Origin of the sequence: Variovorax terrae (assembly GCF_022809125.1) — a bacterium.
Lineage (GTDB): Bacteria > Pseudomonadota > Gammaproteobacteria > Burkholderiales > Burkholderiaceae_C > Variovorax_A > Variovorax_A terrae.
In genome coordinates this window covers 255751-282369 of sequence record NZ_JALGBI010000003.1, presented here as the reverse complement: position 1 = coordinate 282369, position 26619 = coordinate 255751, and the positions used below count along the sequence as shown (strand labels likewise).

Below are 26619 nucleotides of genomic sequence, written 5' to 3'. Positions count from 1 at the left end.
AGGCCGCGGTTTCAGGGTGATTCAGGCCAAAGGTCTGCGTGCAGCGGTCTTTGATAGCTATGGTATTGATAGCAAACCGGGCTGCGCGGCGGGCGCCGGCAGCGTCTGCAGCCAGTGCGCGATGGCCTCGCAGGTCCAGCCGGCGTCGTCGTGCGGCAGATCGTGGCCGGCCCAGGGGTGCTGTTCATGGGCGCAGCCCCAGGCCGCGGCAATGCGCTGCGAGCACACCGGGTTGACCAGCGCGTCGCCGCGCCCCGACAGCACCAGCGTGGGACAGGCGGGCGCCGCGGCGCCGGCGCGAAAGCGCGCGGCCGCCCAGAGCTGGCGCAATGCATTGGCGGCGCTGACCGGCGCGCTGCGGCGGATCTCCAGCCACTCGGCCAGGTCCTGCGCGCGCGAAGCCGTGTGGCGGCAGGTCAGGCGGTGGATGGCATCCTCCACCTCGGCCGCCTCGCGCCAGCGCAGCACCAGCCGGGCCAGCCGCGGCCAGTGGGCGGGCCGCAGGCGCTCGGTGATGCCGCTGAACGGGCGCATGCTGGTGTTGATCAGCACCAGGCGGCTCAGCTCCGGCCCGTGCTGCTGGGCCCAGGCCGTGGCCACCATGCCGCCCAGCGACATCGCCACCAGCCCGAATGGCGGAGCCAGGCCCCGGCCGGCCAGTTCAGCGCGCGCCGCGGCCAGCAGGCCATCGACTTGGCCCGGCGTGCGCTGCGGCCAATGCACGCCGTTGCCGGGCAGGTCGAGCAAAGTGACCGCGCAGGGCGCCAGCCGCGCCTGCAGCTGCGCGGGAAACTGGCCCCAGTGGCGCGCCTCGCGGCTCAGACCGCGCAGCAGCACCCAGTGGCGCGGCTCGGGGACCGTGGTGGCGGGCGGCGTCATGCGGCGCGGCGCGGACGCCAGTAGTCATGCGCGTAGGCCAGCAGGCGCGCGCGCCGGTCGTTGGCGGGCAGCCAGCGGTGCGGCGCGAACGCGGCGCGCGTCAGAAAGTCCAGCAGGTTGGCGTGGCGGCGCAGCACGCGCTTGGTGCGGTGTTCCTTGATGGGGTTGAACATGCCGTGGCGCGTGAAGAGCTGGCCCGGGTTCTTCTTGATCCACAGCCACGAGCCGAGCTCCAGCGTCATGGGCAGAAAGATGTGGCCGGGCGGCGCCTGGTCGTAGGCGCAGTCCCACAGGTCGCCATGGGCCAGGTACTGCCGGCTTTGCGGCTCGAAGGCGTAGCCGTGGTGCGGGTGCGACTGCTCGAACATGGTCTTGAGCGCGAACATCTCGGGCAGGTGCGGCATGAACTGGCGCGTGCGGGCATAGGGAAACCAGATGCTGTCGCCCCAGCCGTAGCCCGAGTGGCAGTCCAGCGCGAGGCTGAAGGGGCGCGCCGTGAGCTCCTGCTGCACCACACGCAGCACGGCGGCGCTCTCGTCCTCCAGCGGCGCGCCGCGCGCGCCGCGGTACCACGGCAGCCAGGGCCCGAGGCGCTGGCCGCCGGCCAGGAAGGGCACGCGGTCGTCCGCGTCCTGCGGGCCGTTGCGCATCAGGTCCACGCCGCTCGGGTTGGAGCGAGTCCAGGCCCACATGCCGCCGGGGTTGACCAGCGGCATGAAGACCAGCTGCACGTTCTGCAGCTGCTGGTGCAGCAGCTCGTCCCATTCGAGCCTTGAAAGCAGGGCGCGCATGTAGTCGAGCAGCAGCTGCGTTCCGATGCGCTCCAGTCCGTGGATGCCGCCGAAGAAGCCGATGGCCGGGGCCTGCGGGTCGCGCGAGCCCAGGCGGGCCGAGTACACGGGAAAGCGGCGCTGGCGGATCTGCACCTCGCATTCGGTTCGGGTGTCGAACAGGGCGCTGCCGGCCTCGAGGATGGCCTGGAGGTCTTCGTGCTCGCTGAAGGTGTCGGGCAGCAGGTGCAGGCGCGGCATCAGGCTCTCAAGGATCGGTCCGGGCAGGAACAGGGCCCCCATTCTGCCGGTCAAGCAAGGCAGTGTCCCCCTTGGCGGCGCGCACGGGCTGCTTTTTGGGGCAAAAACTTGGCTCGGAGCCCGATCGGGCCGCGCGGCGTGGCCGGCGCGACGATTTTTTTGCGCGCGAAGGGGTTCCTGTTTTCTTCTTTAGTATCTCTATGTTTATTTAGTAGTAGTAGGTAAGGCTTGCGTCCTTCTGTGGACAGGGCTGTTTTTCCCTTTGGCGTCAACGACTTGCCGCGGCTTCAAGACTGTGGGCAGGCGTGCTTCCCGGCTGTCGCGCGCCGATGAACAACTTCGGGGTTGGCGCGCGGCCTGTGGATAACTGGGCGGTTGTTCTCAAACTATCCCCATGGTTGTCCTTTGGCCTGGCGGATGTTTTCGTGTAGGGTGAACAGGCCCTCATCCATTCCTGCAGGAGTTCGCCATGCCCCGCCCGATCCTCGACGAAGCCCAGATGCACCCCGCCGTCCGTGAGCGGATTGCCAGCCACCAGCAATCGATCGTGCAGGAGGTGCAGGCGGCGGTGGCGGCCCATGCCGTGGTGGTGGTGGGCATGGGGCTGAACCCGTTTCCGCGCAAGGCGCGCCGGCTGCTCGATGCCGCGGGAGTGAGTTACCACTACATGGAATACGGCAACTACCTCAACACCTGGCGCCGGCGCACCGCGCTGAAGCTGTGGACCGGCTGGCCGACCTTTCCGATGGTGTTCGTGAAGGGCGTGCTGGTGGGCGGCGCCGAGGACCTGGACAAGCTGATCGCCAGCGGCGAGCTGAAGAAGTTATTGGCCTGAAACGCAAAACCCCGGACCGCGCTGCTGCGTCCGGGGCAGTGTTTCAAGGCACGAGGCCGGTTCAGCCAGGTTGGCCGGGGCGGCCCTGCGGGCGCGGGCCATGGCCGTCGCCATGCGGGCCGCGGCGCAGCGTTTCGGCGTCGAACACCTTTTGCTGCTGCGGCGTCAGCGTGGCGTAGAAGGCCTTGGCAGCGTCGGCGCGCTTGTCCATCGCGGCCATGCGCTGCTCGCGCATGGCGCGCATGCGGTCGATGCGCTCGGGCGTGGTGAGCTTGGCGAACTCGGCGCGGTCCAGGCGCGCGTGCATCGACGGCTTCATGGCCTCGGTGAACGTGGTCCAGGCGCCTTCCTGGTTGGGTGTGATCTGCAGCTTGGCCTTGAGCTCGGCCTGGCGCTTGGCCATGAATTCCTTCATCTTGGCCGGGTCGGGGCGGTTCATGCGCTCCTGGCGGGGCGGCTTGGCGCCCATGTCGCCGGGCTGGCCGGCGGGAGCGGGGGACTGGGCGAAGGCGAGGGCGCCCACGCCGGCCAGCAAGCTGGCCACCAGGGTGCGTTGGAGGGCTTGTTTCATGAGAGCTTCCTTTCGTTGAGAAACCCCCGGTGCCGCAAGAAGGCATCAGGTTGAAGGGAAGTGTGGGCGGCCCATGTAACCGCGCCATTGCTACGCAATGATGGTTTGTAAAGTTTTGGCGCCCGCCCGGCCAGGCTTGGCCCGGACCCGGCTGTCAGGTGAAGCGGCCGTTCTGCAGGTCGTGCACGGCCTGGACCAGCTGGTCGCGCGTGTTCATCACGAACGGGCCGTACTGCACGATCGGCTCGCGCAGGGGCTTGCCGGCGATCAGCAGCAGCCGCGCGGGCGACGAATTGGAGGCAGGCGCGCTGATCAGCACGCCGTCGCTGCCCGGGTCGTTGGCCAGAATGGCCATGCGCTTGGTCGGGATCTCGCTGCCGGCGACGAACACCGATTCGCGGTACACGTAGAGCAGGGCGTTGTGCGTGTCGGCCAGCGGCTGCGCGAACTGCGCGCCCGGGGGCAGCGCGATGTCGAGGTACAGCGGCTCGGTGTGCTCGCGCTGCATCGCGCCGGCCACGCCATGGCTCTCGCCGGCGATCACGCGCACGTGCACTTTCTCGTCGGTGCGGTACTCGGGAATCTCGCTGCTCTGGATGTCGCGGTACCAGGGCTCGCACATCTTGTCCTTGGCCGGCAGGTTGAGCCAGAGCTGAAAGCCTTCCATCAGGCCCTCTTCCTGCTCGGGCAGCTCGCTGTGCATCAGGCCGCGCCCGGCCGTCATCCACTGCACGCCGCCGTTCTGCAGCACGCCCTCGTGGCCCCGGCTGTCACGGTGGCGCATGCGCCCGGCGATCATGTAGGTGACGGTCTCGAAGCCGCGGTGCGGGTGGGTGGGAAAGCCGCCGATGTAGTCGCCCGGGTTGTCGCTGCCGAAGGCGTCGAGCATCAGGAACGGGTCCATGCGTTGCTGCAGCGGCTGGTGCAATACACGCGTGAGCTTGACGCCATCGCCATCGCTGGTGGAGACGCCGGCGACGATGTGGTCGATCGTGCGCGGGGAGGACACGGGCTGCGGGGCGTAGGCCATGGAACGATTACACAGCAGCAGGGCATAACCCTGCCAGCGTCATCATTGCCGCCAGCGGCATTGGCAGGCCAGATTCTCCATGAAAAGAGGAGGATGTCCTTGCCCCCTGGTCATTGGGTGCTATCAAAAACGAAGTGATCAATGCGCCGGCTGGCCCGCCAGATCGTCCAGGATTGGGCAGTCGGGGCGCTCGTCGCCGTGGCAGCAATGCACGAGGTGCTCGAGCGAGCGCTTCATGGCCTGCATGGCCTTGATGCGCTGCGCGAGGTCGTCCACATGGGCCTGCGCGATGCGCTTTACGCCGGCGCTGGTGCGGCGGCGGTTGTTCCACAGACCGAGCAGTTCGCCGATCTCGTCCATCGAGAAGCCGAGGTCGCGCGAGCGCTTGATGAAGCGCAGGGTGTGCACGTCGGCCTCGGTGTACTGGCGGTAGCCGCTGCCGGTGCGCTGCACGCGCGGCAGCAGCCCGAGCGATTCGTAGTGCCGCACCATCTTGGCCGACACGCCCGAGCGCGCGGCGGCGGTGCCGATGTTGACGGGCTCGGGCGGCGCGGCGCGCACAGCGCCGGCGGCTTCAGGCGGCCGCAACGCTGTAGCCTTCATTGGCGATGGCGCGGGCCAGCGTGTCGCGCGGCCAGGTGCTTTCCACCTCGACGCGGCCCTGCTCGCGGTCGATCCTGACTTCGGCCTGCGGGTCCACCTGCTTGAGGGCCTTGGCCACGGTGCGCTCGCAGTGGCCGCAGGTCATGCCTTGTACATTGAAGGTCTGGTTCATGAGGGTTCTCCTTGAAGGATGTTGATGACATGATAAGTGTCAACCCTGACACGATGGGAAGGTCAAGGCCATGGCTGAAATAACCCTTCGGCTTGTGTTCATAAACAACAGGAGCGCTTGACCTTTCCATCATGGCAAGGTTTACGCTGACACCCATCATGAGTCAAACCACCTCCCTCCCCTCTCTCGACTCCCTCAACCTGTCGGTCGGCGGCATGACCTGCGCTTCGTGCGTGGGCCGTGTCGAGCGGGCGCTCAAAAAAGTGCCCGGCGTGCAGGACGCCACGGTGAACCTGGCCACGGAGTCGGCCCATATCACCTACCAGTCCGGCGAGCCCATGGAGGCGCAGTTGCGCCGGGCCGTGCGCGATGCCGGCTACGAGCCGCGCACCGAAGCCCAGGCCGACGCGGCGGAGCATGCCTCGCCCTGGGCCGGCTTCGCGCCCGTGGGCTTTGGCCTGCTGCTGTCGCTGCCGCTGGTGGTGCCCATGATCGGCGACCTGTTCGGCGCGCACTGGATGCTGGCGCCCTGGCTGCAGTTCGCGCTGGCCACGCCGGTGCAGTTCATCCTCGGGGCCCGCTTCTACCGCGCGGGCTGGCATGCGCTCAAGGCCTTCACCGGCAACATGGACCTGCTGGTGGCCATCGGCACCAGCGCGGGCTGGGGCTTGTCGGTCTGGCTGTGGCTGACAGCCGAGGCAGGCAGCATGCCGCACCTGTACTTCGAGGCTTCGGCCGTGGTGGTGACGCTGGTGCTGCTGGGCAAGTGGCTGGAGGCGCGTGCCAAGCGCCAGACCACGGCCGCGATCCGTGCGCTGCACGCGCTGCGGCCCGAGGTGGCGCACTGGGTCAGCGAGGACGGCGAGGTGGACGTGCCGGTGGCCGAGCTCATGGTGGGCGACCGCGTGGTGGTGCGCCCGGGCGAACGCATCCCGGTCGATGGCCGGCTGCTCGAGGGCGAGACGCAGGTGGACGAATCCATGCTCACGGGCGAGCCGCTGCCCGTGCCCAAGGTGGCCGAAGCCGCGCTCACGGGCGGCTCGATCAACGGCGAGGGCCGCATCGTGATGCAGGTGAGCGCCGTGGGCGCCGAGACGGTGCTGTCGCGCATCATCCGCCTGGTGGAAGACGCGCAGGCGGCCAAGGCGCCGATCCAGCGGCTGGTGGACCAGGTCTCGGCCGTGTTCGTGCCGGTGGTGCTGGTGCTGGCCCTGCTCACGCTGCTGGGCTGGCTGTGGGCCGGCGCCGGCGTGGCGACGGCGCTGATCCATGCGGTGGCGGTGCTGGTGATCGCCTGCCCCTGTGCGCTCGGGCTGGCCACGCCGGCTGCCATCATGGCGGGCACGGGCGTGGCCGCGAAGCACGGCATCCTGATCAAGGACGCGCAGGCGCTCGAACTTGCCCACAAGGTCGATACCGTGGCCTTCGACAAGACCGGCACATTGACCGTGGGCCAGCCGCGCCTGGTGGCCTTCGTCCCGGCCGAGGGCCTGGAGCTGGCCGCCCTGCTGCGGGCCGCCGCCAGCCTGCAAAGCGGCAGCGAACACCCGCTGGCGCGCGCGGTGGTCGCGGCGGCGCAGGCGCAGGGGCTGGCCGTGGCGGCGCCCGACGGCGTGCGCGCCGTGCCAGGGCGCGGCACCGAGGGCGAGATGGGCGCGGTGAGCTACCTGATAGGCAGCCTGCGCTGGATGGACGAGCTCGCGGTGGCGCTGGGCCCGCTGCGCGCGCGTGCCGCCGGCTTGCAGCAGGAGGGTGCCACGGTGTCGGTGCTGGTGGAGCGCACCACCGGCGGCCTGGCGGCGCGTGCGTTGATGGCGTTCGGCGACGAGCCCAAGCCCGGCGCGCAGGCGGCGCTGGCCGGCCTGCGTGCGCGCGGCCTGCGCACGGTGATGATCTCCGGTGACAACCGCGGCGCGGCCGAAGCCATGGCGCGCCGCCTCGGGCTGAATCCCGAGGCCGGCGAGGTGCTGGCCGAGGTGCTGCCCGGCGACAAGGCGGCCGCAGTGGCAGAACTCAAGCGAGGGGGCCATCATTTTTCCGCCGGGCCGTCCCAAGGAAAAAACGGCCCCCTCGAGGGGCAGCGCAGTACACGCAGTGACAAGCGTGGGGGCCATATCGTGGCCATGGTGGGCGACGGCGTGAACGACGCGCCCGCGCTGGCTGCAGCCGACGTGGGGCTGGCCATGGGCAACGGCACCGACGTGGCGATGCAGGCGGCCGGCATCACGCTGATGCGCGGCGACCCGGGCTTGGTGGCGGGGGCGCTGGACATCTCGCACCGCACGGTGCTGAAGATCCGGCAGAACCTGTTCTGGGCCTTCGCCTACAACGTGGCCGGCATCCCGCTGGCGGCGCTGGGCTACCTGAGCCCAGTGGTGGCGGGCGCGGCCATGGCGCTCAGCTCGGTGAGCGTCATGGCCAACGCGCTGTTGCTCAGGCGCTGGTCGGCGCCGGCTGCGGCTCCTTCGGCGAAAACCACGCCACATACAGCGCCGGCAGCACGATCAGCGTGAGCAGCGTGGCGGTGACCAGGCCGCCGATCACCACGATGGCCAGCGGGCGCTGGGTTTCCGAGCCGATGTCGTGCGACAGCGCCATCGGCAGCAGGCCCAGGGCGGCCAGCAGGGCCGTCATGAGCACGGTGCGCAGGCGCTGCATCGAGCCCTCGCGCACCGCCTCGATCACGCTCGCGCCCTCGCCGCGCAGCTGCTGGAACACCGACAGCATCACCACGCCGTTGAGCACGGCCTGGCCCGACAGCGCGATGAAGCCGATGGCGGCCGAGACCGACAGCGGGATGCCGAAGATCCACAGCGCGACGAAGCCGCCGATCAGCGCCAGCGGCACGTTGATCAGGATCAGCGAGGCGGTCTTGAACGACTTGAAGGCGTCGAACAGCAGCACGAAGATCAGCAGCAGCGAGATCGGCACCACCACGGACAGGCGCTGCATGGCGCGCTCCTGGTTCTCGAACTCGCCCGACCAGGTGATGGTGTAGTTCTCGGGCAGCTTGACGTTCTGCTCGACGCGGGCCTTCATGTCGGCCACCACCGAGCCCATGTCGCGGCCCTTGATGAAGATGCCGATGGCCATGGTGCGGCGGCCGGCCTCGCGCGCGATGTTCATGGCGCCGCTGGCCTCGCGGATGTTGCTCACGGCGCCCAGCGTGGTGTAGCCGCCGTCGGCCAGGGCGATCGGCGTGTTGGGCAGGTTGCCGATCACGCGCCGGTCTTCCGGCAGGCGCACCGCCACGGCGAACTTGCGCTCGCCCTCCCAGAGCTGGGTGGCGGCCTTGCCGGCCAGCGCGGCCTCGATCACGTCCTGCACGTCGCCCACGTTCAGGCCCAGGCGCGAGGCGCGGTCGCGGTCGATGTCGATCACCAGCTGGGGCAGCTCGCCCAGGCGGTCGACCTCGGCACGCTGGATGCCGCGCACCTGCTTGAACTCACGCTGCATGGCCTCGACCGCCCGGCGCAGCTCGCCCAGGTCGTCGCCCGAGACCTTGACCACGATCTGGCCCTTGATCTGCGAGATCGACTCGAGCACGTTGTCGCGGATCGGCTGCGAGAACGCGGGGTCCACGCTCGGGATGGCCGAGAGCTTGCGGTCCATCTCCTCGATCAGCTTGTCGCGCGTCATGCCCTTGCGCCATTCCTCGGGCGGTTTCACGTCGACGAAGACCTCGGCCATGCTGAGCGTCTTGGGGTCGGTGCCGTCCTCGGGCTGGCCGGCCTTGGAGACGGTGGTGCGCACCTCGGGAATGGTCTGCAGGGTGGTGCGCGCCATGTTCAGCACCTTGATGGCCTCTTCCTGCGACAGGCTGGCCGGCATGTCCCAGTTGACCCAGAACGTGCCCTCGTTGAGCTCGGGCAGGAACTCCGAGCCCAGCCGCGCGGCCGCCACCATGGACAGCGCGAACACGCCCAGGGCGATGGCCACCACCTTGCGCCGGTGTTCCAGCGCCCAGGCCAGCACCGGCGCGTACAGCCGCTTGGCCGTGGCGACGACGCGGTTGTCGCCGTGCGGCAGCTTGCGCTTGAGCATCCAGTAGGCCAGCAGCGGCACGAGGGTGAGCGAGATGATCAGCGAGCCGATCAGCGCGGTGGTGACCGACAGTGCCATCGGCTGGAAGATGCGGCCCTCGTGGCGCTGCAGCGCGAAGATCGGGATGTGCGCGGCGATGATGATGAGCATCGAGAACAGCGTCGGGCGGCCGACCTCGTTGGCGGCCTTGGCCACCACCTCGCGCCGCTCGTCGTCGCTCATGTCCTCGCCCTTCTGCGCGAGGCGGTGCATGATGTTCTCGATCACGATCACCGCGCCGTCCACGATGATGCCGAAGTCCATCGCGCCCAGGCTCAGCAGGTTGGCCGGCACGCCCATGATCTTCAGGCCCATGAAGGTGGACAGCAGCGCCAGCGGGATCACCACCACCACCGCCAGGCTGGCGCGGAAGTTCGACAGGAAGATGTAGAGCACCAGCGACACCAGTAGCGCGCCTTCCACCAGGTTGTGGAACACGGTGGTCATGGTCTTGCCCATGAGCCAGCTGCGGTCGTAGAACGGCACGATCTGCACGCCCTTGGGCAGGCCGCGGGTGTTGAGTTCCTCGATCTTGGCCTTCACGCCCTGCAGCACCACGCTCGGGTTCTCGCCCTTGCGCATGATGACGATGCCGATCACGGCGTCGTCATCCTGGTCCTGGCCGGTGATGCCCAGGCGCGGCACGGCGCCGAGCTTCACCTGCGCCACGTCGCGGATCAGGATCGGCGTGCCGTTGCGCGCGCCCAGCACGATGCGGCCGATGTCCTCGGGCGAGCGCAGCAGGCCGATGCCGCGGATCGCGAACTGCTGCGGGCCCTGGGCCACGTAGCTGCCGCCGGCGTTGGAGTTGCCGCGGCCCAAGGCGTCCAGCAGGTTCTGGAAGCTGAGCTTGTAGGCGCGCAGCTTGTCCAGGTCGGGCTGCACCTCGTACTGCTTGATGAAGCCGCCCATCGCCACCACGTCGGCCACGCCGGGCACCTGGCGCAGTGCGCGCTCGGCCACCCAGTCCTCCAGCGTGCGCAGCTCGGTGGTGGACAGGCCGTCGCCGCGCAGGCGGTAGCGCATGATCTCGCCCACCGGCGTGGCGTTGGGCGCCACGTTGACCTGCGCGCCGGGCGGCAGGTCGACGCCGGTCAGGCGCTCGTTGACCTGCTGGCGCGCGATGTTGACGTTGGCCGCGTCGTCATAGGTGATGACGGTGTAGGACAGGCCGAACTGGGTGTGCGAGAACAGCCGGATCGAATTGGGCAGGCCCGACAGCGCGGTCTCGATCGGCAGGGTGACCTGCTTTTCCACCTCTTCGGCAGCCCGCCCCGGGTACAGCGCGATCACGGTGACCTGGGTGTCGGTGACGTCGGGGAAGGCTTCGACCGAAAGGTTCTTGAACGCGATGACGCCCGCCATCACGAACAGCAGGGTGCCCAGGACGATGAACAGCGGCTGGTGCAGCGCGTAGTCGATCAGGCGCTTCATGGCTGCGAGGCCTTCGCAGCCGGCGCTGTGGCGGGACGGGCTCCGTCCGTCGCCACCCTGAACAGGCGGGCCAGCAGCAGCGCGTTGCTGCTGACGACCTGCTCGCCGACCTCCAGCCCGCCCGCGACCACGACCTCCTTCGGCCCTTCATAGCCAAGCTGCACCTCGCGCGGCTCGAACACGCCGGGCTGCACCTGCACGAACACCCATTGCGTGACGCCGCGCAGCACCACGGCGGAGGCCGGCACCAGCACGCCCGAGCCGAGCTGGCGCTCGACGCGGGCGGTGGCCAGCATCTCGGCCTTCAGGCGGCGCTCGGGGTTGGCCACCACGCCGCGGACCTTGATGGTGCGGGTGCTGGGGTCGATGAAGTCGGACGCGGCCGTGACCCGGCCCTCGAACTTCTGCCCGGGCAGGGCCGGCAGCGAGAGCTCGAAGCTGGTGCCGGCGCGCAGCGTGCCGGCCTCGGATTCGCGCGCATCGATCTGCACCCACAGCGAGGTGGGATCGGAGATCACGAACAGCGCCGGCACGCCGGGGCCCGACTGGTCGGGCCGCAGCTCCTGGCCCGGGTTGAGGTTGCGCTCGACCACCGTGCCCGCGATGCTGGCATTGAGCGAGAGCTGCTGGTTGACGCTGCTGCCGCTGCTGTACAGGCGGGTGCGTGCCTCGGCGCGCAGGCTCTCGGCCTGCGCGCGCGCGGCGTCGGCCTCGGACTGCTCGAGGTCCTTGCGCGCCACGATGCCGGCCTCGAACAGCTCGCGCTGGCGTTGCAGGGCCTTTTGCGTGAGGCGCACGTCAACCTGGGCGCGCGCCGTGTCGGCCTGCGCCTGCCCGAAGTCGGGCGAGGCCAGCTGCGCCAGCGGCGTGCCGGGCTGCACGGCCTGGCCCACGTCGGCGCGGATCGCGGTGACGCGCCCGGCAAACGCGGGGTAGATGCGCTGCGTGCGTTCCTCGTTCCAGACCAGCCGAGCCGGCAGCTCCACCGTGATGGCGCGGCCGGGCGCGGCCGCCGTCAGGCCCAGCAGCGCGAGCTGCGGGTGGCCGGGGGTGAAGCGCAGCTGGTTGTTCTGCATGATCGGGGCCGCCGCTTCGGGCGGGGGCGGCGGGGCGGCTTCGTTGCAGCCGTTCAGCAGCAGCGCCAGGGCCAGTGCGGGCAAGGGAAAAAAGCGAGTCGGCATGAAGGATCCGTTGGGTCAAATTCAGGGGGTGGGGGCGAGCAGCGCTTCGGGCCGGGTGCGCAGCTGCCAGGCGCCTGCGGCCTTGGCGAAGTCGGTGCGGGCGTCGAGCGCGTCGAGCTGCGTGGCGCGCAGCGTGCGGCGCGCGTCGAGCAGGTCGGTCAGCGACAGGGCGCCCTTGTTGTAGGCGGTCTCCGCGCTCTCGGCCACCTGGCGCGCGCGCGGCAGGATGCCGCCCTGGTAGCCCTGGGCGCGCTGCGCGCTGCTCATGGCTTCCTGCTGCAGGCGCAGCATTTCGTTGCCGGCGGCGCGGCGCGTCTTCTCGAGCGCGTCCTGGGCCTGGGCGTACTGGGCCTGGGCGCGCCCGATCTCGCCCTGGTAGCTGTAGCCCCATTGCAGCGGCATCTGCAGGCGCAGCTCCAGCAGCCGGGTCGAGGTGCCGGGGTAGTGGTCGAGCGAGGCGCCCCAGGTGATGTCGTTGCGCTTGAGGGCCTCGGTGCCGTCCCGCACGGCCTGTGCCGCCTGCACGCGGGCCTGGGCGGCGCGCACCTCGGGGCGCGCGTCCACCAGCGCGGCGAAGTCGGCCGGGCTGGCCGCCGCGGCGTCGAGCGCGGGCCAGTCGCCGCGGGCCGTGAGCGCGCCGGCATCGCCTTCGCGCCCGATGATCAGCGCCAGCGCCAGCGCGGCGCGCTGGCGCTCGAGCTGGGCGGCCTGCACGTCGGCCAGCGCGCGCTGGGCCTCGATGCTGGTGCGGGCTTCGTCCTGCGCCGCAAGGTCGCCCGCGCGCACGCGCCGGGCCGCCGTGGTGGCCAGCTGGGCGGCGCTGCGCTCGATGGCCGACACCTGCTCGAGCCGCTCCTGCGCGGCCAGCAGGTCGAAGTAGGCGGCGTGGGCGGCCAGCAGCTGCTGGGTCTGGACGTCGTCCACGTCGGCCTTGGCGGCGTCGGCGGCGCGCTGCGCGGCCAGGGTGCGCAGTTCGCGCTTGTTGCCGCGCTCCCAGGTCCAGTCCAGGCCGATCGACTTGTCGATGCGCTTGTCGCGCAGCACATTGCCGCCGCCGACGCCGTTTTGCAGGTCGATGGCGGACATCTTGGCGGTCAGCACGGGCAGCGGGGCGTGGTTGGCGGCCGTGATGTCGGCCTGGCTGGCGGTCAGTGCGTGGCGGGCCAGCGCCACGTCGAGGTTGTTGCGGGCGGCTTGCAGGGTCTGGCCGAGCGTGAGGCTGCGGTCGGCCTGAGCGTGGGCCTGGCAAGCCAGGGCCAAGCTTGAAATCAGGAAAAGCTGTCGTATGCTCATCGACCACTTATCGCTGCCGGGGGCTGACTTGTTACTGACCCAACGGTTTCGTAAAAATGCGTACACCAACTCCACGAAAATAAGCTATGAGAATCCTGCTGGTTGAAGACGATGCCGTGCTGCGCGACGTGATGCTGCGAAGCCTGCAGGACGCAGGCCATCGCGTGGATGTGGCCGTGACGCTGGCCGAGGCCGAGCATTTCTGGCGCGTGCAGCCGTTCGACGCGGTGCTGCTGGACCTGAACCTGCCGACCTCGGACAACCCGCAAAGCGGCCTGGGCAGCGGCCTGTCGGCGCTGCGCAATGCGCGCGCGCGCGGCGACCGCACGCCGGTGCTGGTGCTGACGGCGCGCAACCGCACGGACGAGCGCATCGCCGGGCTGGACGCCGGCGCCGACGACTACCTGGGCAAGCCCTTCGACCTCGCCGAGGTGGAGGCGCGGCTGCGCGCACTGGTGCGCCGCTCGCAGGGCGCAGAGGACATGGCCGTGGTGAGCCAGCTCGCGCTGGACCGCAAGAACCGGCGCTTCTCGATCGGCGTCACCGAGCTGGTGCTGCCGGCGCGCGAGTTCGAGGTGCTGTGGGAGCTCATGAGCCCGCCGGGTCGCGTGGTCAGCAAGCGCACGCTGTCCGACAAGCTCTCTGATTTCAACGATGCGCTGGGCGACAACGCGCTCGAAGCCTTCATCTCGCGCCTGCGCAAGAAGCTGGCCGGCAGCGGCGCCGGCATCCGCACGCTGCGCGGCCTGGGCTACGTGCTGGAGGCCGAGCACTGAACCCGGCCGCCCGCCCCGAGGGGGAGCGCGGCCCGAAGCCGTCGCTGCGCACCCGCGTCCTGCAGCATGTGATGCTGCCGCTGGCGCTGACCTGGCTGATCGGCACCGTGGTGGCGGTGGGCATCGCCAATTTCTTCACCCAGCAGGCGTTCGACCGCTCGCTGCTGGACGACGCCTATTCGGTGGCCTCGCGGGTGCACCTGCATGGCGACCGGCTGGAGCTGGCCCTGACGCAGCGCGAGGTCGGCGCCGTGCTGTTCGACCAGGTGGAGACGATGTACTTCGCGGTGCGGCTGCCGGACGGCTCGCTGGTGGCCGGCCACGCCGGGCTGCAGACCCCGCCGCTGCTCGACGAGACGGCCTACCGGTTCTCTGACATCAGCTACCAGGGCAAGAACCTGCGCGCGGTGACGCTGCACCGCCTGGAGCCGCTGGAGTTCGACGTGGTGATGGCCCAGACCACGCTGAGCCGCAACGCGCTGCTGCGCCGGCTGCTGACCTACTCGATCGTGCCGCAGGTGCTGCTGCTGCTGCTGCTGGCCGCCTGGCTGCACCGCGCGATCCAGCGCGACCTGGCGCCGCTGGCCCGGCTGCAGCAGGCGGTGGAGCAGCGCGATGCGCGCGACCTGACGCCGGTGCCGGTGTCGGCCAGCACGCGCGACGTGGAGCGGCTGGGCACGGCCATCAACTCGCTGCTGGAGCGCGTGGGGCAGGGCGTGCGCGCGCAGCGCGAATTCGCGGGCAACGTGGCGCACGAGCTGCGCACGCCGCTGGCGGGCATCCGCGCGCTGACCGAATACGGCCTGGCGCAGGCCGAGCCCGAGGTCTGGCGCGAGCAGCTGCAGCGCATCGCCGGCAGCCAGACGCGCGCCAGCCACCTGGTGGACCAATTGCTGGCGCTGGCGCTGGCGGATGAGGCGCAGACCGGCCTGCCGCTGGCGCCGGTGCAGCTGGACGAGCTGGTGCACGCGGTGGTGCTGCGCCACCTGCCGGGCGCCGACGCGGCCGGGGTCGATCTCGGCGCGCGCGGGCTCGACGACCCGGTGTGGGTCGAGGGCCATGCCGCGCTGATCGAGGGCATTCTCAACAACCTGATCGACAACGCCCTGCGCTACGGCCGCTACGGCGCCGACGCGGCCCACGTGACGGTGGCGCTGCAGCGCGAGGGCGAGCGGGTGGCGCTGAGCGTGGTGGACAACGGCCCGGGCATCCCGGCCGACGAACAGCGGCGGCTGATGCAGCGCTGGGCCCAGGGCGGGGCCGGCGAGCGCCTGGGGCAGGGCGCGGGCCTGGGGCTGGCGATCGTGGCGCGCTATGCGCAGCTGCTCAATGCCAGGCTGGAGCTGGCCGGCGGGCCCGACGGGCATGGCCTGCGCGCCAGCGTGGTGTTTGCCGCCGCCGCGCCGCCGGCTTGATCTGCGTCAACGCGGCGCGCGGGTGGATGTGGGAGCCTCGGGGCCCCGACTCCGGAAGCCGCGCCATGACGACCACCCCCGCCACTGTCCGCATCATCTTCGACGAGCACGCGGCCCTGGCGGCCATGCTGGTGTCATTGCGCACCCTGGCCGAGCGCGGCCCGGGCGACCGGCCCGCGATGTTCTTCGACGTGCTGCGCGCCATGCTGTTCTACATCGACGAGTTCCCCGAGCGGCGGCACCACCCGAAGGAGTCGGACCTGCTGTTTCCCCGCGTGGCGCGGCGTGCGCCGCAGACCCTGGCGGCGATCGCGCGGCTGGAGCAGGACCACCTGCAGGGCGAGGCCCGGGTGCGCGAGCTGCAGCACCTGCTGCTGGCCTGGGAGCTGCTGGGCGAGTCGCGCCGCCCGGCCTTCGCGGAGGCGGCCGGGCACTACGTGGCGTTCTACCTGGAGCACATGCGGCTGGAAGAGCGCGAGATCCTGCCGCAGGCGCAGGCTGCGCTCACGGCCGCCGACTGGGCCGAGCTGGACGCCGCCTTCGGCGCCCACCGCGACCCGCTGGCCGGCGGGCAGCCGCCCGACGCGCTCTACGACCGGCTGTTCACCCGCATCGTGATGACGGCGCCCGAGCCGCTCGGGCTGGGCGACGCCGGCGGCATGGCGCGCGCCGGCGCGCAGCCGGCTCAGGCCAGCGCCGGGTAGTCGGTGTAGCCCCGGGCGCCGCCGCCGTAGAAGGTGCTGCGGTCGCCCTCGTTGAGCGGCGCGTTCTCGCGCAGGCGGCGCGGCAGGTCCGGGTTGGCGATGAAGGGCTTGCCGAAGGCCACGAGGTCGGCGCCCTGGGCCAGCGCGGCTTCGGCCAGTGCGCGGTCGTAGCCGTTGTTGACCATCCAGGCGGCCTTGCCGCCCGCGGCGCGGTAGGCCGCCTTGAAGGCCGCGTAGTCGAACGGGCGCTCGGCGATCTCGCGCGGCCCGCCGGTGGCGCCCTCGATGATGTGCAGGTAGGCCAGGCCCAGCGGGGCGAGCTGTTTCGCCACGTAGCCGAATAGCGGCTGCGGGTCGGCGTCGACGATGTCGTTGGCCGGCGTCACGGGCGAGAGGCGCAGCCCGGTGCGGTCGCCGCCGATCTCGGCCGTGACGGCCCGCATCACCTCGAGCAGCAGCCGCGCGCGGTTCTCGAGAGGGCCGCCGTAGTCGTCGCTGCGCTGGTTGGCGCCGGTCTTCAGGAACTGGTCGAGCAGGTAGCCGTTGGCGCCGTGCACCTCGACGCCGTCGAAGCCGGCCTCGATGGCATGGCGCGCGGCGCGGCGGTAGTCCTCGACGATGCCGGGCAACTCGGCGCGCTCCAGCGCGCGCGGCTCGGAGGTGTCGACGAAGGCGCCAACGCCGTCGTGGATCAGGTAGGTCTTGGTCTTGGCGCGCAGGGCCGAGGGCGCCACCGGCGCGCGCCCGCCGGGCTGCAGCTCGTTGTGCGAGATGCGGCCCACGTGCCACAGCTGCACCACGATGCGGCCGCCGGCCGCGTGCACGGCATCGGTGACCTTCTTCCAGCCGGCCACCTGCTCGGCGCTCCAGAGGCCGGGCACGTCGGCATAGCCCTGGCCCTGGTGGCTGATGGCGGTGGCCTCGGTCACGATCAAGCCGGCGCTGGCGCGCTGGGCGTAGTAGGTGGCCATGGGGGCCGTGGGCTGGGCGCCGGGCGCGCGGTTGCGCGTGAGCGGCGCCATCACGATGCGGTTGGCCAGCGCGATGCGGCCGGCATGGGTGGGGTCGAACAGGGAGGTCATGGAGATCCGCCGGGGTGGAAATGTCGGTCCGCCAGATTAGCGGCCCGGCAAAAGCCTTGTTTGCGCGGGATCAAGCCCGGCGTGCTAGAGGCGCCGGCTTGGCGAAGCGCTGCGGTGCTATGAAAACAAGAGCGCCCCGTGACCGCGGGACGCGGACATCGGGGCGTTCTGGCTTGAAAACCGGCGGTTTGGCGCGGCCAGGCTTACTTGAGCAGGCCTTCGGCCTTCATGGCTTCCTGCACGGCCGGGCGGGCGGCCACGCGCGCGCGGTAGGCGTTCAGGTTGGCGTAGGCGGAGAGGTCCACGCCGGTGGGTTGGGCCCAGTTGGTGACGGTGAACAGGTAGCCGTCGGCCACGCTGAAGTGCTCGCCCATCAGGTATTGCTTGCCGGCGAGCTCGCCGTCGACCCACTTCAGGCGCGAGGCCAGGCGGTCCTTGGCAATGGTCTTGTAGTCCTCGGGCGTGGCCGGGTTGAACAGCGGGCTGAAGCCCTTGTGGAGTTCGGTGCCGATGAAGGTCAGCCACGACTGCAGGCGGTAGCGCGGCAGCGTGCCGGCGGCGGGCGCGAGGTTCTTGGTGGGCACCTGGTCGGCGATGTACTGCACGATGGCCGGGCCTTCGGCCAGGCGGGTGCCGTCGTCCAGCTCCAGCAGCGGCACGTAGCCCAGCGGGTTGATGCCGTAGTAGTCGGTGCCGTCCTGCAGCTTGTGGCTCTTGGTGCTGGCCAGCACCGGCTCGAAGGCGAGGCCGGCTTCGCGCAGGGCGATGTGGGGCGAGAGCGAACAGGCGCCGGGAGAGTAGTAGAGCTTCATGGCTTTCGTTTCCTTCGGAGGAGTTGGAGTGGTTTTCGGAAATCGGGCGGAATCGCCAATGCTAGCGGCTGGGGCTTTTTCCTGCTGGCGCAACGGCTTTCGCGACAATGCGGCCATGTCACGCATTTTCAAATGGCTGGCGGCGAGCCTGCTGCTGGCGGCGGCGCTGCTGGGCGCGGCGGCCTTCGCGCTGCACCTGTGGTTGGGCAGCGGCGATTTCAGGCTGCGGCTGGCGCGCGAGGCCAGCGCCGCGCTGGGCGTGCAGGTGCTGCTGGACGGCGTGTACGTGACGGTGTGGCCGCTGCCGGCCGTGGCGTTCGACGGCGTTCGCGTCCAGAGCCAGCCCGCGGTGACGCTGCAGCGCGTGGAAATCCGCCCGGCCTGGGGCGCCTTGCTGCAGGGCCGGCTCGAAGTGGCGACGCTGGTGCTGCACGAGGCCGTGCTGCCGCAGCAGGGGCTTGCCGCGATCCTGGGCATGCTACAAAAAAAGAAGCACACAACGACCGCCGGGCCTGGACCTGAGGCCGATGAGGCTGAAAAATCGTCGGCCAGCATCACGCGCTGGCTGCCGCGCCGCACGGTGCTGGACGGCGTGACCTGGCAGGGCGCCGGCGGGCGCCGCAGCACCGTCAGCGGCGAGGCCCGCCTGGGCCCCGATGGCCTGCCCGATACTGCATCGCTGAACGTGGTGGCTGGCGCCTGGCAGGGCGCGCAGGCCACGCTGCAGCGCCAGGCGCCGGGCTGGCAGCTCAAGGTGGCGGTGGGCGGCGGCACGGTGGAGGGCTCGCTGCAGTGGCTGCCCGCGCCCGGCGGGGTGCTGGCGCTGCAGGGCCGGCTGGAGACGCGGGGCGTCGAGGTCGCGGCGCTGACCGCGCCCAGCCGCCCCCTGAGCGGCCGGCTGGAGGCCTCGACCACGTTCAGCGCACGGGCGGCGAACCCCGGCGCACTGGCCGATGCGCTGCAGACGCAGACCCGCTTCACGGTGCAGGGCGCCGTGCTGCATGGGCTGGACCTGGCCAAGGCCGTCACCACCGTGGGGCTGAGCCGCGGCGGGGAAACGCGACTGGACACGCTGACCGGGCAGGTGAACACCCAGGGCCGCGCGGCGCAGCTCAGCCAGCTGGTGGCCCGCTCGGGCGTGCTCACGGCCAGCGGCAGCGTGGCGGTGTCGCCGGCGCGCGCCCTGAGCGGGCGCATCAGCGTGGACGCCGCGGGCGGCATCGTCGGCGTGCCGCTGGCGGTGGGCGGCACCCTGGAGGCGCCCGAGGTCACGCTCACGCGCGGCGCCATGCTCGGCGCGGCCATCGGCACCGCAGTGATGCCGGGCGTGGGCACGGGCGCCGGCGCGCGCCTGGGCGACAAGATCAGCAACGGCGTCGGCAAGCTGTTCGGCAAATAAGTCAGGGCCTGTGCGGGCTGCCTTGCGCGGGTCGGGCCGGGGTGTCTGCGAATGGTATTTGACCAGAAGCTGTAAATAATTTGACTATGGTTGTTCTTCGGGGTATCGTCACGACACATCAGCGCTGAAGCGCCGCTGGGGCCGCAGGCCCGGAGTTTCGTGTCGTTGACAAGCCGCGCACCGATCTGCGGTGACGACCCACGCCTACCCGGAATCACCTCCCCGGGTAGGCGTTTTTTTGCGCGGCGGCGCCCGTGCGAGGGCCTTGCTGCGTGACGCCTCGGTGCGCCGGACAAGGCGCTGGAGCGCACTCAGCCGATGCTGCCCATGGGCTTTGGGCTACGCGGAGGGGGTGACTCATGACGACAAGCGCCATGGCACCACCCCACTGTTCGCGGCGCTGAAGTCAAGCAACTCGTTCAGCGCATCGATCGGTTCGTCACCCATCACAACGCCAACAGCCAACCGTTCCAGTGGACGGCCACCGCAGATTCGATTCTTGAGACGTTGCATCGACGTTGCAAGTCCACAGCCACAGTCGTTTCGCGACGCGTGGCGGCGGTCCTACGCCGGCAACGCCGCCTTCCTCACCTCTGCCCTAACCGGCAACTCCCTGATCCTCGTCCCCGACGCCGCGAACACCGCATTCACCAACGCCGGCGCCACCGGCGGCAATCCCACCTCCCCCAGCCCACCCAGCGGCCCATCGCTCTCGATGAACGAGACTTCAATCACCGGCACCTGCTCCATCCGCAGGATCGGGTAGTCGGGGAAGCTGCGCTGCACCACCGCGCCGTCCTTGATGGTGATGGCTTCTCCCAGCACCGCGCTCAACCCCATGACGATCCCGCCCTGCACTTGCGCCGCGCCCGTATCGCGGTGAACGACGAAGCCGCAGTCGACCACTGCGGTGACGCGATGCACCTTGGGTAGGTTCGCTTCCATCGACACCTCGATCACTTCGGCGACGACGCTGCCGAAGCTTTCCACCAAGGCAATGCCGCGCCCATGCCCGGCGGGTAGCGGCGTGCCCCAGCCGGCGCGGCGGGCAACTTCGTCGAGCACGCGGCGGTGCCGCGAGTCGGTGGGCACGTGCATGCAGCGGAACGCCAGCGGGTCTTTCCTTGCGGCGGCAGCCAGTTCGTCGATGAACGATTCCGTGAAGAAACCGTGCTGGCTGTGCGCCACGCTGCGCCACGCGCCGTAGCGCACGTGCGTGGGCGCGGGCACGGCGTCGATGCGCTGGTTCGCTACAGCGTATGGCAGCGGAAAGCCTTCGTTGATCAGCTCGGGGGTGTCGATGAAGCGCTGCTGCCAGGTTTGAATCTGCCCCTTGTCGTCGAGGGTCGCCTCGATCCGCGTCGCGACAGCCGGCCGGTAAGCGCCTTGAGCGAAGTCTTCTTCGCGGCTCCAGATCAGTTTGACGGGTGCGGGTTCCATCGCCCGCGCAATACGGACGGCTTGCGCGAGATGGTCCTTCTTCGGCGCGGAGCGGCGGCCGAACCCGCCGCCGACCGACATGGGCGTGAACTCCACATCGGCGATCGCCAGGCCGCTCACTTCCGCGAGGTTCGCGCGCGCGCCGAGTGCATCCTGCTCGCTGCCCCACACCTTTAGCTTGCCCGCATCCCACATCGCCGTCACGTTGATCGGCTCCATCGTCGCGTGGTGCAGGAATGGCACGGTGTAGGTGGCGGCGATGCGCGTGCCGCTCACCTTGGCGGGATCGCCTTGCGCGTGGATCTTCTTCGCCTCGCCGGTGTCGAGTGCCCCGTTGAAGCGCGCTGAGATCGATTCGCTGGAGATTTGCGCATTCGGTCCCGAAGTGAACTCGGGTTTGAGCGCGGCCAGGCCGGTGCGCGCCGCCCAGTAGCCGTCCGCGATCACGGCGACTGACGTGGGAAGCTGAACAACCCTGCGCACGCCGCGCACGGCAAGTGCCGGCGCTTCATCGACTCTCAGGAGCCGCTCGCCGTGCACGGGCGCGGCCATCACCGTCGCGACCAGCATGCCAGGCAGACTCACGTCGATGCCGTACTTCGTGCGGCCTGTCACCTTCGCGGGAATGTCCATGCGCGGCGGCGCCGTGCCGATCAGGCGGAACTCGCTGCGTTGCTTCAGCTTGACGTGCGAAGGCGTGCTCATCTCCGCCGCACGCTGCACCAGCTCACCATAGCGCAGCGTCCGCTTGCTGGCCGCGTGGGTCACCCTGCCGTCACGCGTCGTGAGTTCTGCCGCCGGCACGCCGAGTTGCGCGGCGGCCGCTGCCACCAGCATCTCGCGTGCGGCTGCGCCCGCGGCGCGCAGCCCCATCTGCCCCGTGAACCGCACCGAGGCAGAACCGCCTGTCACCTGCATGTGGGCAAGCCGGCCGATCTCGCCGAACACCAGCGTCGCGCCCGAGCGAGCGAAGCCCGGTGCCTCCTTGCCGTTGAGCAGGAACCCTTCGATGAAATAGCGGTTCGCAAACGCGGGGTCGGCCGGTGCCTGCTCGGCGCGCACCAGGCTCCACGCGACATCGAGTTCCTCGGCCGCCATCATGGCGAGCGCGGTGAGCGAGCCCTGTCCCATGTCCGAATGCGGGATGTACACAGTGACGACGTCGTCCGGCGCAATGCTGATCCAGCCCGCGAGCAGCGATGGCCTGGCGATTTCTTTCGCGCGATGGGCGAAGTACGCGTCGCGCCCGACCAAGCCCAGCACGCCCACGCCGAGCGCGCCGCCCACCACGGCACCCGTGCCGATCAACCAGGTGCGGCGCTTCATGCTCGCCCCTTCGCATCGGCCATGGTCCGGGCTGCATCGTGGATTGCCTGCCGCACACGCGGGTACGTGCCGCACCGGCAGATGTTCGTCATGGCCGCATCGATGTCGGCATCGGTGGGCGCGGCCTTCTGCGCCAGCAGGGCGCTGGCTGCCATGATCATTCCCGACTGGCAGTAGCCGCATTGCGGCACCTGCACAGCGATCCAGGCTTTCTGCACGGGGTGTTCGCCTTCAGGCTGGCCCGCACTTGCGCCCAGGCCTTCGATCGTCGTGACGCGCGTACCGGCTGCCGCGGACACCGGATACACGCACGAGCGCACGGCAGCGCCGTTCAAATGCACGGTGCAGGCACCACAGGCGGCGATCCCGCAACCGAACTTCGTACCAGTGATGCCAGCGAGTTCGCGGATGGCCCATAACAAGGGCATCTGCGGATCGGCGTCGAGCGTGGCGGGCTTTCCGTTGAGGGTCAGGGTGACGGGCATCGTGGCTCCTTGCTGCTGTGGCCTCGCCCGGATACTGAGGGAGGACGGCGCGGCGCCCCTTGCCGCACATGCCAAACGACATGCGCGAGGCGCCATGGCGCGGTGATGGCGCGGTCTGGGGGCGGTGCAATATCATTCGCCGGTGCCCCAGATGCTCGTCACGCCGCTGCCCAGGAACCTGATCGACGCGATCGCCGATGCGGGCGTCGACCTGGACGATGCGGCGCGTGAGGCGGGCATCAACCAAGAGGCACTCGAATCCGGTGTGACAATTGCGGAAGCGGGTCGATTCATCGGCGTGGCGTGGCGGCGCCTCGACGACCCCGCCTTCGGCCTGCGCGCGGGTTGCGTGCTGCGCCCCGAGCGCTACGGCATTTCGGGCCTCACCGCGATGGCGAGCCCGACTTTCGGCGCCGCCCTGCAGCGCAAGGCGCGCTACAACCGGCTGGTGTGGGGCGACACCTACCGGATCAGGCAGGACGCGAAGGAATTCACCGTCGTCACCGAGGCGCCCGACGAATCGAACCCGTGGGGCTACTCGAAGGTCGATATGGAGTTTGCGTCGCTGCTTACATTCGGCCGCCGGTTTGCGTCAGCCGCCATGGCGCCGATCAAGGTCACGTTGCGGCGGCCGCGGCCTTCGTTCGTCGCACTGTATGAACAGATATTCCGCTGCCCCATCTCGTTCGCGCAACCCATCAACAGCATCAGCTTTTCGCAGGCCGATGCGCTGCGCCCGCTGATTTCCGCGGACCACCGGGCGGCGCAGTGGCTGGAGTTCGGCGCGAGGGCCGCCCTCGAGCAGATGGACGACAGCAGCGTGACGCAGCGCGTGCGCGCCCAGCTGGAACGCATGCTGCAAGGCGACGAACCCACGCTGGCGGTCGTTGCTTCGGAACTGTGCATGAGCGAGCGCACGCTGCAGCGGCGCTTGTCGGCCGAGGGGCAGACCTTCCGGCGCGTGCTGGACGAAATGCGCCGCGATATCGCGCAGCGCTCGCTGGCCGCAGGCAAGCGCAACGTGATCGAACTCGCGTACCTGCTGGGGTTCGAAGACTCGAATTCTTTCTATCGTTCGTTCCGTCGCTGGACGGGCACCACGCCGGAGTCTTACCGCAAGGCAGTAAACGAGTAAGGCTGATCGAAACCGCGCTGGCGCCACCGTCGGCTGATGGCCGACTGTAGCCGGTCGCGGCCTCGGAGTCAGCACAGCGGACGCCCATCTTCGATGCGGTCACCATCGCGCGGCTGTACCGCAAGCGCTGACGCCTTGGCCGGGCGGCACGGGGGCCTACGCGCCGGTCTGATATCCCAGCACCTGCGCGCCGCCAGCGCATCGTGAGCAGGCGTCAGGTCTTGTACGAGGTGTCCTGGCGGTCCAGCTTGCGGATCAGCGCGGGCCAGACGAAGACGCCGCCCATGCCGCCGGTCTGCACCTTCAGGGCCTGCGCCACGCCCTGCACGATCTGCGGGTTCACCTGCGTGAGTTCGCCGCCGGCCTGCGCGCCGATCTGGATCTGGCAGGTGCTCTCGAACACGTACATGCTCAGGAAGGCGTCGGCGATCGTCTTGCCCACGGTCAGCAGGCCGTGGTTGCGCAGCATCAGGAAGGTGGCCTCGCCCATGTCGGCCTGCAGGCGCGGCTTCTCGTCGTCGCGGAAGGCCACGCCTTCATAGTCGTGGTAGGCCAGCGAGGCCAGCACAAAGGTGGACTGCTGGCTGATCGGCAGCACGCCGGCCTTCTGCGCGCTCACCGCCACGCCGGCGCGGGTGTGGGTGTGCAGCACGCACTGCACGTCCTCGCGCGCGGCGTGCACCGCGCTGTGGATCACGAAGCCCGCGGGGTTGACCGGGAACGGCGACTCGATCAGCTTGTTGCACTGGGCGTCCACCTTGATCAGCGAGGACGCGGTGATCTCGTCGAACATCAGGCCGTAGGGGTTGATCAGGAAATGATGCTCGGGCCCGGGCAGGCGTGCGCTGATGTGGGTGAACACGAGGTCGCTCCAGCCATAGGCGGCGACCAGGCGGTAGCAGGCGGCGAGGTCGCAGCGCAGCTGCCATTCCTCGGCGCTGACGACTTCCTTGAGAGAGGGGATCTGCATGGTGTGTCTCCGGTGAGGGTTCCATTCTGGGCGCGTGCTTGACCCCGGACTGTCAAGCATTTGACAATGGCCCGATGACGCTTCCCGCCACCGCCACGCCGGACCTGATGGCGGCGCTCTCGGCCAACCCCTGGTTCGGCGCGCTGGCGCCGCGCGAGCGCCGCGCGCTGCTGGCCGCCGGCGCGCCGCTGCACCTGCGCCGCGGCGAGATGCTGTTCCGCCAGGGCGATGCGCCGGGTGGCTTCTACGCGGTGACCGCCGGCCTGCTCAAGGCCTCGTCGCTGCGCGAGGACGGGCGCGAGGCCATTCTCGCGGTGCTGGAGCCGGGCAACTGGTTCGGCGAGATCTCGCTGCTCGACCACCTGCCGCGCACCCACGACGCCACCGCGCTGACCGACGCCGCGGTGCTGGTGGTGCATCAGCCGGCCTTTGCCCGGCTGATGCAGCGCGCCGCGTTCGCGCAGGCGGTGGCGGCACTGCTGGCCGCGCGGGTGCGCGGCCTGTACGCGATGATGGAAGACGCCACGCTGCGTTCCACGCGGGCCCGGGTGGCGCGAAGGCTGGCGCAGCTCGCGCACGGCGACGCCACCATGGCGCCCGAAGCGCGGGCCGTGGTATCAGTGTCGCAGGAGGCGCTGGCCATGATGCTGGGCCTGACGCGCCAGACCCTCAACAAGGAGCTCAAGGCGCTGGTGGCCGAGGGCGCGGTGGCGCTGGGCTACGGGCGCATCGAGATCGTCTCGCCGCAGAAGCTGCAGGCGCTGGGTGCGCGCAGTTAGTTGATCGACAACAGGGCCGGCGCCGCATGCGCCGGCCGCTGGCGGAAGGCGCTCGGGCTGAAGCCGGTGTGGGCGCGGAACGCGCGGCTGAAGTGCGCGGTGTTGTTGAAGCCCCAGGACAGCGCGATCTCGGTGATCGAGCGCGCGGCCAGCGCGGGGCGGCGCAGGTCGCGCGCGCAGTTCTCCAGCCGCTCGCGCTGGATGTAGGCGGCCAGCGTTTCGTGCTCGCCGCCGAAGGCGTTGTACAGGTGCCGGCGGCTGCAGTTGAGGGCCTGCGCGATGCGGTCGATGGACAGGCCCGGGTCGCCCAGGTGGCGGCCGATGTAGTGGCGGATGCGGTCCTTCAACGCCTCGCGCTGGGTGAGGGCGGTGCCGCTGCCGTTGCGTTCGAGCAGCGAGAGGTGCACGAGCTGGGTCAGCGTGTCGGCCACGCCTTCGGCCACCGGCGCGGCCATGCCGGGCAGTTCGTCGAAGGCCGAGAGCAGGGTGCTCCAGGCCAGGCGCGACACGCCGCTGCTGCCGCTGAAGCGCTGCACCATCAGGTGATCGAGCCGCAGGCCACGCTCGGGCATCTGCTCCTTGGGAATCATCAGCACCATCTGCTGCACACTGTCGGGGTTGGCCACCGAGTAGGACTGCGTGGTGTCGTACACGCTCCATTCGCCCGGTGAGAGCCAGACATGGCGGCCGTTCTGCTCGAAGCAGGCGCGGCCCTTGAGCTGCGCGACGACTTTGAGGAAGGCGCGGTCGCTGCCGCGGATCAGTGAGGGCGTGCGCACCACGCGGTGGCGCGAGACGTCGAGCTGGCACAGGCTCAGGCAGCCGGCCTGGCCCGAGACGATGCGGCCGTTGAAAGCCTCGTCGCCGAAGGCGTCGGACTGCAAGCCGCCGATCAGGCGCCAGACCGCGTCGCCCCACAGGTGCAGGCGGTCGCGCGGCGCCACGGTCTGGGTGGAGACCACGTTCAGATCGGCCATGGCGTGTCCTGCATCGATGCTCCTGCGCTGTTCGCTCGGATTATGGGTGCGGCCGCTTGACCTGACTTGGGGCGGGGTTGAGGGTTAACCCGAGCCGGCGTGCACGCTGCGGCAAGCAGTTTGTGCACGCACAGCAAAGCGGCGGCGCGCCGCGCTTCGTACCATCGCCGCAGATCAGGCCCCCAGGCCCGGCAAGGCACAACGAAG

At 70.1% G+C, this 26619-nt stretch carries 23 protein-coding genes and 1 pseudogene; 9 read left to right on the top strand and 15 right to left on the bottom strand.

Annotation, left to right across the window (positions count from 1 at the left end):
• Nucleotides 1-57 precede the first annotated feature (57 nt).
• The gene (locus MMF98_RS20725; RefSeq protein WP_243309245.1) at nucleotides 58-879 is read right to left on the bottom strand and encodes an alpha/beta fold hydrolase; all 822 of its coding nucleotides are present in this window, start codon (nucleotides 877-879) and stop codon (nucleotides 58-60) included.
• Complete coding sequence (locus MMF98_RS20720; protein ID WP_243309680.1) at nucleotides 876-1910, bottom strand: M14 family zinc carboxypeptidase; 1035 nt, start codon at nucleotides 1908-1910, stop codon at nucleotides 876-878. The genes MMF98_RS20725 and MMF98_RS20720 overlap by 4 nt, the downstream gene beginning before the upstream one ends.
• 469 nt (nucleotides 1911-2379) lie before the next feature.
• On the opposite strand from MMF98_RS20720, the gene MMF98_RS20715 reads away from it, so the two are divergent.
• Nucleotides 2380-2745 carry a glutaredoxin domain-containing protein gene (locus tag MMF98_RS20715; RefSeq protein ID WP_243309244.1) on the top strand — a complete coding sequence of 122 codons (366 nt, stop codon included), beginning with the start codon at nucleotides 2380-2382 and terminating at the stop codon, nucleotides 2743-2745.
• Nucleotides 2746-2806: 61 nt separating this feature from the next.
• Here the strand turns inward: MMF98_RS20715 and MMF98_RS20710 are convergent, their stop codons facing one another.
• From MMF98_RS20710 to MMF98_RS20695, 4 genes are all read right to left on the bottom strand, one after another.
• Nucleotides 2807-3316 carry a Spy/CpxP family protein refolding chaperone gene (locus tag MMF98_RS20710; protein ID WP_243309243.1) on the bottom strand — a complete coding sequence of 170 codons (510 nt, stop codon included), beginning with the start codon at nucleotides 3314-3316 and terminating at the stop codon, nucleotides 2807-2809.
• Nucleotides 3317-3470: 154 nt separating this feature from the next.
• On the bottom strand, nucleotides 3471-4346 hold the full coding sequence (locus MMF98_RS20705) for a pirin family protein (protein WP_243309242.1): 876 nt from the start codon (nucleotides 4344-4346) through the stop codon (nucleotides 3471-3473).
• Nucleotides 4347-4484: 138 nt separating this feature from the next.
• A complete protein-coding gene (cueR, locus tag MMF98_RS20700) occupies nucleotides 4485-4949 on the bottom strand; it encodes a Cu(I)-responsive transcriptional regulator (RefSeq protein ID WP_423837658.1) in 465 nt (154 codons plus the stop codon).
• The gene (locus MMF98_RS20695; RefSeq protein WP_243309241.1) at nucleotides 4921-5121 is read right to left on the bottom strand and encodes a heavy-metal-associated domain-containing protein; all 201 of its coding nucleotides are present in this window, start codon (nucleotides 5119-5121) and stop codon (nucleotides 4921-4923) included. Before MMF98_RS20695 ends, cueR begins: the two co-directional genes overlap by 29 nt.
• A gap of 158 nt (nucleotides 5122-5279) precedes the next feature.
• Here MMF98_RS20695 and MMF98_RS20690 point away from each other — a divergent pair, with 158 nt between their 5' ends.
• A complete protein-coding gene (locus MMF98_RS20690; protein WP_243309240.1) occupies nucleotides 5280-7634 on the top strand; it encodes a heavy metal translocating P-type ATPase in 2355 nt (784 codons plus the stop codon).
• On the opposite strand, the gene MMF98_RS20685 is transcribed toward MMF98_RS20690, so the two are convergent.
• From MMF98_RS20685 to MMF98_RS20675, 3 genes are read right to left on the bottom strand one after another with little or no spacing between them, the layout of a single operon-like run.
• Nucleotides 7555-10638 (bottom strand): efflux RND transporter permease subunit, encoded by a 3084-nt coding sequence (locus MMF98_RS20685; protein WP_243309239.1) that lies wholly within the window; start codon nucleotides 10636-10638, stop codon nucleotides 7555-7557. The genes MMF98_RS20690 and MMF98_RS20685 overlap by 80 nt on opposite strands.
• Nucleotides 10635-11819 (bottom strand): efflux RND transporter periplasmic adaptor subunit, encoded by a 1185-nt coding sequence (locus MMF98_RS20680; RefSeq protein WP_243309238.1) that lies wholly within the window; start codon nucleotides 11817-11819, stop codon nucleotides 10635-10637. The genes MMF98_RS20685 and MMF98_RS20680 overlap by 4 nt, the downstream gene beginning before the upstream one ends.
• 21 nt (nucleotides 11820-11840) lie before the next feature.
• On the bottom strand, nucleotides 11841-13079 hold the full coding sequence (locus MMF98_RS20675) for a TolC family protein (protein WP_243309237.1): 1239 nt from the start codon (nucleotides 13077-13079) through the stop codon (nucleotides 11841-11843).
• Between the two features lie 119 nt (nucleotides 13080-13198).
• Between MMF98_RS20675 and MMF98_RS20670 the strand changes: the two genes are divergently transcribed.
• The 3 genes from MMF98_RS20670 (at nucleotide 13199) to MMF98_RS20660 (ending at nucleotide 16007) form a co-directional block, all read left to right on the top strand.
• Nucleotides 13199-13888: a response regulator transcription factor gene (locus tag MMF98_RS20670; protein ID WP_243309236.1), complete on the top strand. Its 690-nt coding sequence runs from the start codon at nucleotides 13199-13201 to the stop codon at nucleotides 13886-13888.
• 71 nt (nucleotides 13889-13959) lie between these two features.
• Nucleotides 13960-15303, top strand: a complete 1344-nt coding sequence (locus tag MMF98_RS20665) for a sensor histidine kinase (RefSeq protein WP_341481330.1) — start codon at nucleotides 13960-13962, stop codon at nucleotides 15301-15303.
• 65 nt (nucleotides 15304-15368) lie between these two features.
• Nucleotides 15369-16007, top strand: coding sequence for a hemerythrin domain-containing protein (locus MMF98_RS20660; protein ID WP_243309235.1), 639 nt, complete (start codon nucleotides 15369-15371; stop codon nucleotides 16005-16007).
• On the opposite strand, the gene MMF98_RS20655 is transcribed toward MMF98_RS20660, so the two are convergent.
• Nucleotides 15989-17089 carry an alkene reductase gene (locus tag MMF98_RS20655; protein ID WP_243309234.1) on the bottom strand — a complete coding sequence of 367 codons (1101 nt, stop codon included), beginning with the start codon at nucleotides 17087-17089 and terminating at the stop codon, nucleotides 15989-15991. The genes MMF98_RS20660 and MMF98_RS20655 overlap by 19 nt on opposite strands.
• Nucleotides 17090-17292: 203 nt before the next feature.
• The gene (gene gstA / locus MMF98_RS20650) at nucleotides 17293-17901 is read right to left on the bottom strand and encodes a glutathione transferase GstA (RefSeq protein ID WP_243309233.1); all 609 of its coding nucleotides are present in this window, start codon (nucleotides 17899-17901) and stop codon (nucleotides 17293-17295) included.
• 115 nt (nucleotides 17902-18016) lie between these two features.
• Between gstA and MMF98_RS20645 the strand changes: the two genes are divergently transcribed.
• Both MMF98_RS20645 and MMF98_RS20640 read left to right on the top strand, forming a co-directional pair.
• On the top strand, nucleotides 18017-19300 hold the full coding sequence (locus MMF98_RS20645; RefSeq protein ID WP_243309232.1) for an AsmA family protein: 1284 nt from the start codon (nucleotides 18017-18019) through the stop codon (nucleotides 19298-19300).
• A gap of 294 nt (nucleotides 19301-19594) precedes the next feature.
• Nucleotides 19595-19825: pseudogene (locus tag MMF98_RS20640) on the top strand (hypothetical protein); the annotation flags it as partial.
• Between the two features lie 39 nt (nucleotides 19826-19864).
• On the opposite strand, the gene MMF98_RS20635 reads toward MMF98_RS20640, so the two are convergent.
• Nucleotides 19865-22066: a xanthine dehydrogenase family protein molybdopterin-binding subunit gene (locus MMF98_RS20635; RefSeq protein WP_243309231.1), complete on the bottom strand. Its 2202-nt coding sequence runs from the start codon at nucleotides 22064-22066 to the stop codon at nucleotides 19865-19867.
• Complete coding sequence (locus MMF98_RS20630) at nucleotides 22063-22551, bottom strand: (2Fe-2S)-binding protein (protein WP_243309230.1); 489 nt, start codon at nucleotides 22549-22551, stop codon at nucleotides 22063-22065. The genes MMF98_RS20635 and MMF98_RS20630 overlap by 4 nt, the downstream gene beginning before the upstream one ends.
• 151 nt (nucleotides 22552-22702) lie before the next feature.
• Here MMF98_RS20630 and MMF98_RS20625 point away from each other — a divergent pair, with 151 nt between their 5' ends.
• Nucleotides 22703-23686: an AraC family transcriptional regulator gene (locus MMF98_RS20625; protein WP_243309677.1), complete on the top strand. Its 984-nt coding sequence runs from the start codon at nucleotides 22703-22705 to the stop codon at nucleotides 23684-23686.
• Nucleotides 23687-23900: 214 nt separating this feature from the next.
• On the opposite strand, the gene MMF98_RS20620 is transcribed toward MMF98_RS20625, so the two are convergent.
• Nucleotides 23901-24656: a class II aldolase/adducin family protein gene (locus tag MMF98_RS20620; RefSeq protein WP_243309229.1), complete on the bottom strand. Its 756-nt coding sequence runs from the start codon at nucleotides 24654-24656 to the stop codon at nucleotides 23901-23903.
• A 74-nt stretch (nucleotides 24657-24730) separates the two neighbouring features.
• On the opposite strand from MMF98_RS20620, the gene MMF98_RS20615 reads away from it, so the two are divergent.
• Nucleotides 24731-25435: a Crp/Fnr family transcriptional regulator gene (locus MMF98_RS20615; protein WP_243309226.1), complete on the top strand. Its 705-nt coding sequence runs from the start codon at nucleotides 24731-24733 to the stop codon at nucleotides 25433-25435.
• On the opposite strand, the gene MMF98_RS20610 is transcribed toward MMF98_RS20615, so the two are convergent.
• Nucleotides 25432-26412 (bottom strand): AraC-like ligand-binding domain-containing protein, encoded by a 981-nt coding sequence (locus MMF98_RS20610; RefSeq protein ID WP_243309224.1) that lies wholly within the window; start codon nucleotides 26410-26412, stop codon nucleotides 25432-25434. The genes MMF98_RS20615 and MMF98_RS20610 overlap by 4 nt on opposite strands.
• Nucleotides 26413-26619: the final 207 nt, after the last annotated feature.

What these genes read in the sequence shown, in the direction of transcription:
- MMF98_RS20710 (WP_243309243.1), bottom strand. Translation starts at nt 3,316, where the DNA reads ATGAAACAAGCCCTCCAACGCACCCTGGTGGCCAGCTTGCTGGCCGGC.
- MMF98_RS20620 (WP_243309229.1), bottom strand. Translation starts at nt 24,656, where the DNA reads ATGCAGATCCCCTCTCTCAAGGAAGTCGTCAGCGCCGAGGAATGGCAG.
- MMF98_RS20670 (WP_243309236.1), top strand. Translation starts at nt 13,199, where the DNA reads ATGAGAATCCTGCTGGTTGAAGACGATGCCGTGCTGCGCGACGTGATG.
- MMF98_RS20705 (WP_243309242.1), bottom strand. Translation starts at nt 4,346, where the DNA reads ATGGCCTACGCCCCGCAGCCCGTGTCCTCCCCGCGCACGATCGACCAC.
- MMF98_RS20625 (WP_243309677.1), top strand. Translation starts at nt 22,703, where the DNA reads ATGCTCGTCACGCCGCTGCCCAGGAACCTGATCGACGCGATCGCCGAT.
- MMF98_RS20665 (WP_341481330.1), top strand. Translation starts at nt 13,960, where the DNA reads ATGCTGCCGCTGGCGCTGACCTGGCTGATCGGCACCGTGGTGGCGGTG.
- MMF98_RS20685 (WP_243309239.1), bottom strand. Translation starts at nt 10,638, where the DNA reads ATGAAGCGCCTGATCGACTACGCGCTGCACCAGCCGCTGTTCATCGTC.
- MMF98_RS20725 (WP_243309245.1), bottom strand. Translation starts at nt 879, where the DNA reads ATGACGCCGCCCGCCACCACGGTCCCCGAGCCGCGCCACTGGGTGCTG.
- MMF98_RS20695 (WP_243309241.1), bottom strand. Translation starts at nt 5,121, where the DNA reads ATGAACCAGACCTTCAATGTACAAGGCATGACCTGCGGCCACTGCGAG.
- MMF98_RS20715 (WP_243309244.1), top strand. Translation starts at nt 2,380, where the DNA reads ATGCCCCGCCCGATCCTCGACGAAGCCCAGATGCACCCCGCCGTCCGT.
- MMF98_RS20660 (WP_243309235.1), top strand. Translation starts at nt 15,369, where the DNA reads ATGACGACCACCCCCGCCACTGTCCGCATCATCTTCGACGAGCACGCG.
- MMF98_RS20645 (WP_243309232.1), top strand. Translation starts at nt 18,017, where the DNA reads ATGTCACGCATTTTCAAATGGCTGGCGGCGAGCCTGCTGCTGGCGGCG.
- MMF98_RS20610 (WP_243309224.1), bottom strand. Translation starts at nt 26,412, where the DNA reads ATGGCCGATCTGAACGTGGTCTCCACCCAGACCGTGGCGCCGCGCGAC.
- MMF98_RS20630 (WP_243309230.1), bottom strand. Translation starts at nt 22,551, where the DNA reads ATGCCCGTCACCCTGACCCTCAACGGAAAGCCCGCCACGCTCGACGCC.
- cueR (WP_423837658.1), bottom strand. Translation starts at nt 4,949, where the DNA reads ATGAAGGCTACAGCGTTGCGGCCGCCTGAAGCCGCCGGCGCTGTGCGC.
- MMF98_RS20655 (WP_243309234.1), bottom strand. Translation starts at nt 17,089, where the DNA reads ATGACCTCCCTGTTCGACCCCACCCATGCCGGCCGCATCGCGCTGGCC.
- MMF98_RS20635 (WP_243309231.1), bottom strand. Translation starts at nt 22,066, where the DNA reads ATGAAGCGCCGCACCTGGTTGATCGGCACGGGTGCCGTGGTGGGCGGC.
- MMF98_RS20680 (WP_243309238.1), bottom strand. Translation starts at nt 11,819, where the DNA reads ATGCCGACTCGCTTTTTTCCCTTGCCCGCACTGGCCCTGGCGCTGCTG.
- MMF98_RS20690 (WP_243309240.1), top strand. Translation starts at nt 5,280, where the DNA reads ATGAGTCAAACCACCTCCCTCCCCTCTCTCGACTCCCTCAACCTGTCG.
- gstA (WP_243309233.1), bottom strand. Translation starts at nt 17,901, where the DNA reads ATGAAGCTCTACTACTCTCCCGGCGCCTGTTCGCTCTCGCCCCACATC.
- MMF98_RS20615 (WP_243309226.1), top strand. Translation starts at nt 24,731, where the DNA reads ATGACGCTTCCCGCCACCGCCACGCCGGACCTGATGGCGGCGCTCTCG.
- MMF98_RS20720 (WP_243309680.1), bottom strand. Translation starts at nt 1,910, where the DNA reads ATGCCGCGCCTGCACCTGCTGCCCGACACCTTCAGCGAGCACGAAGAC.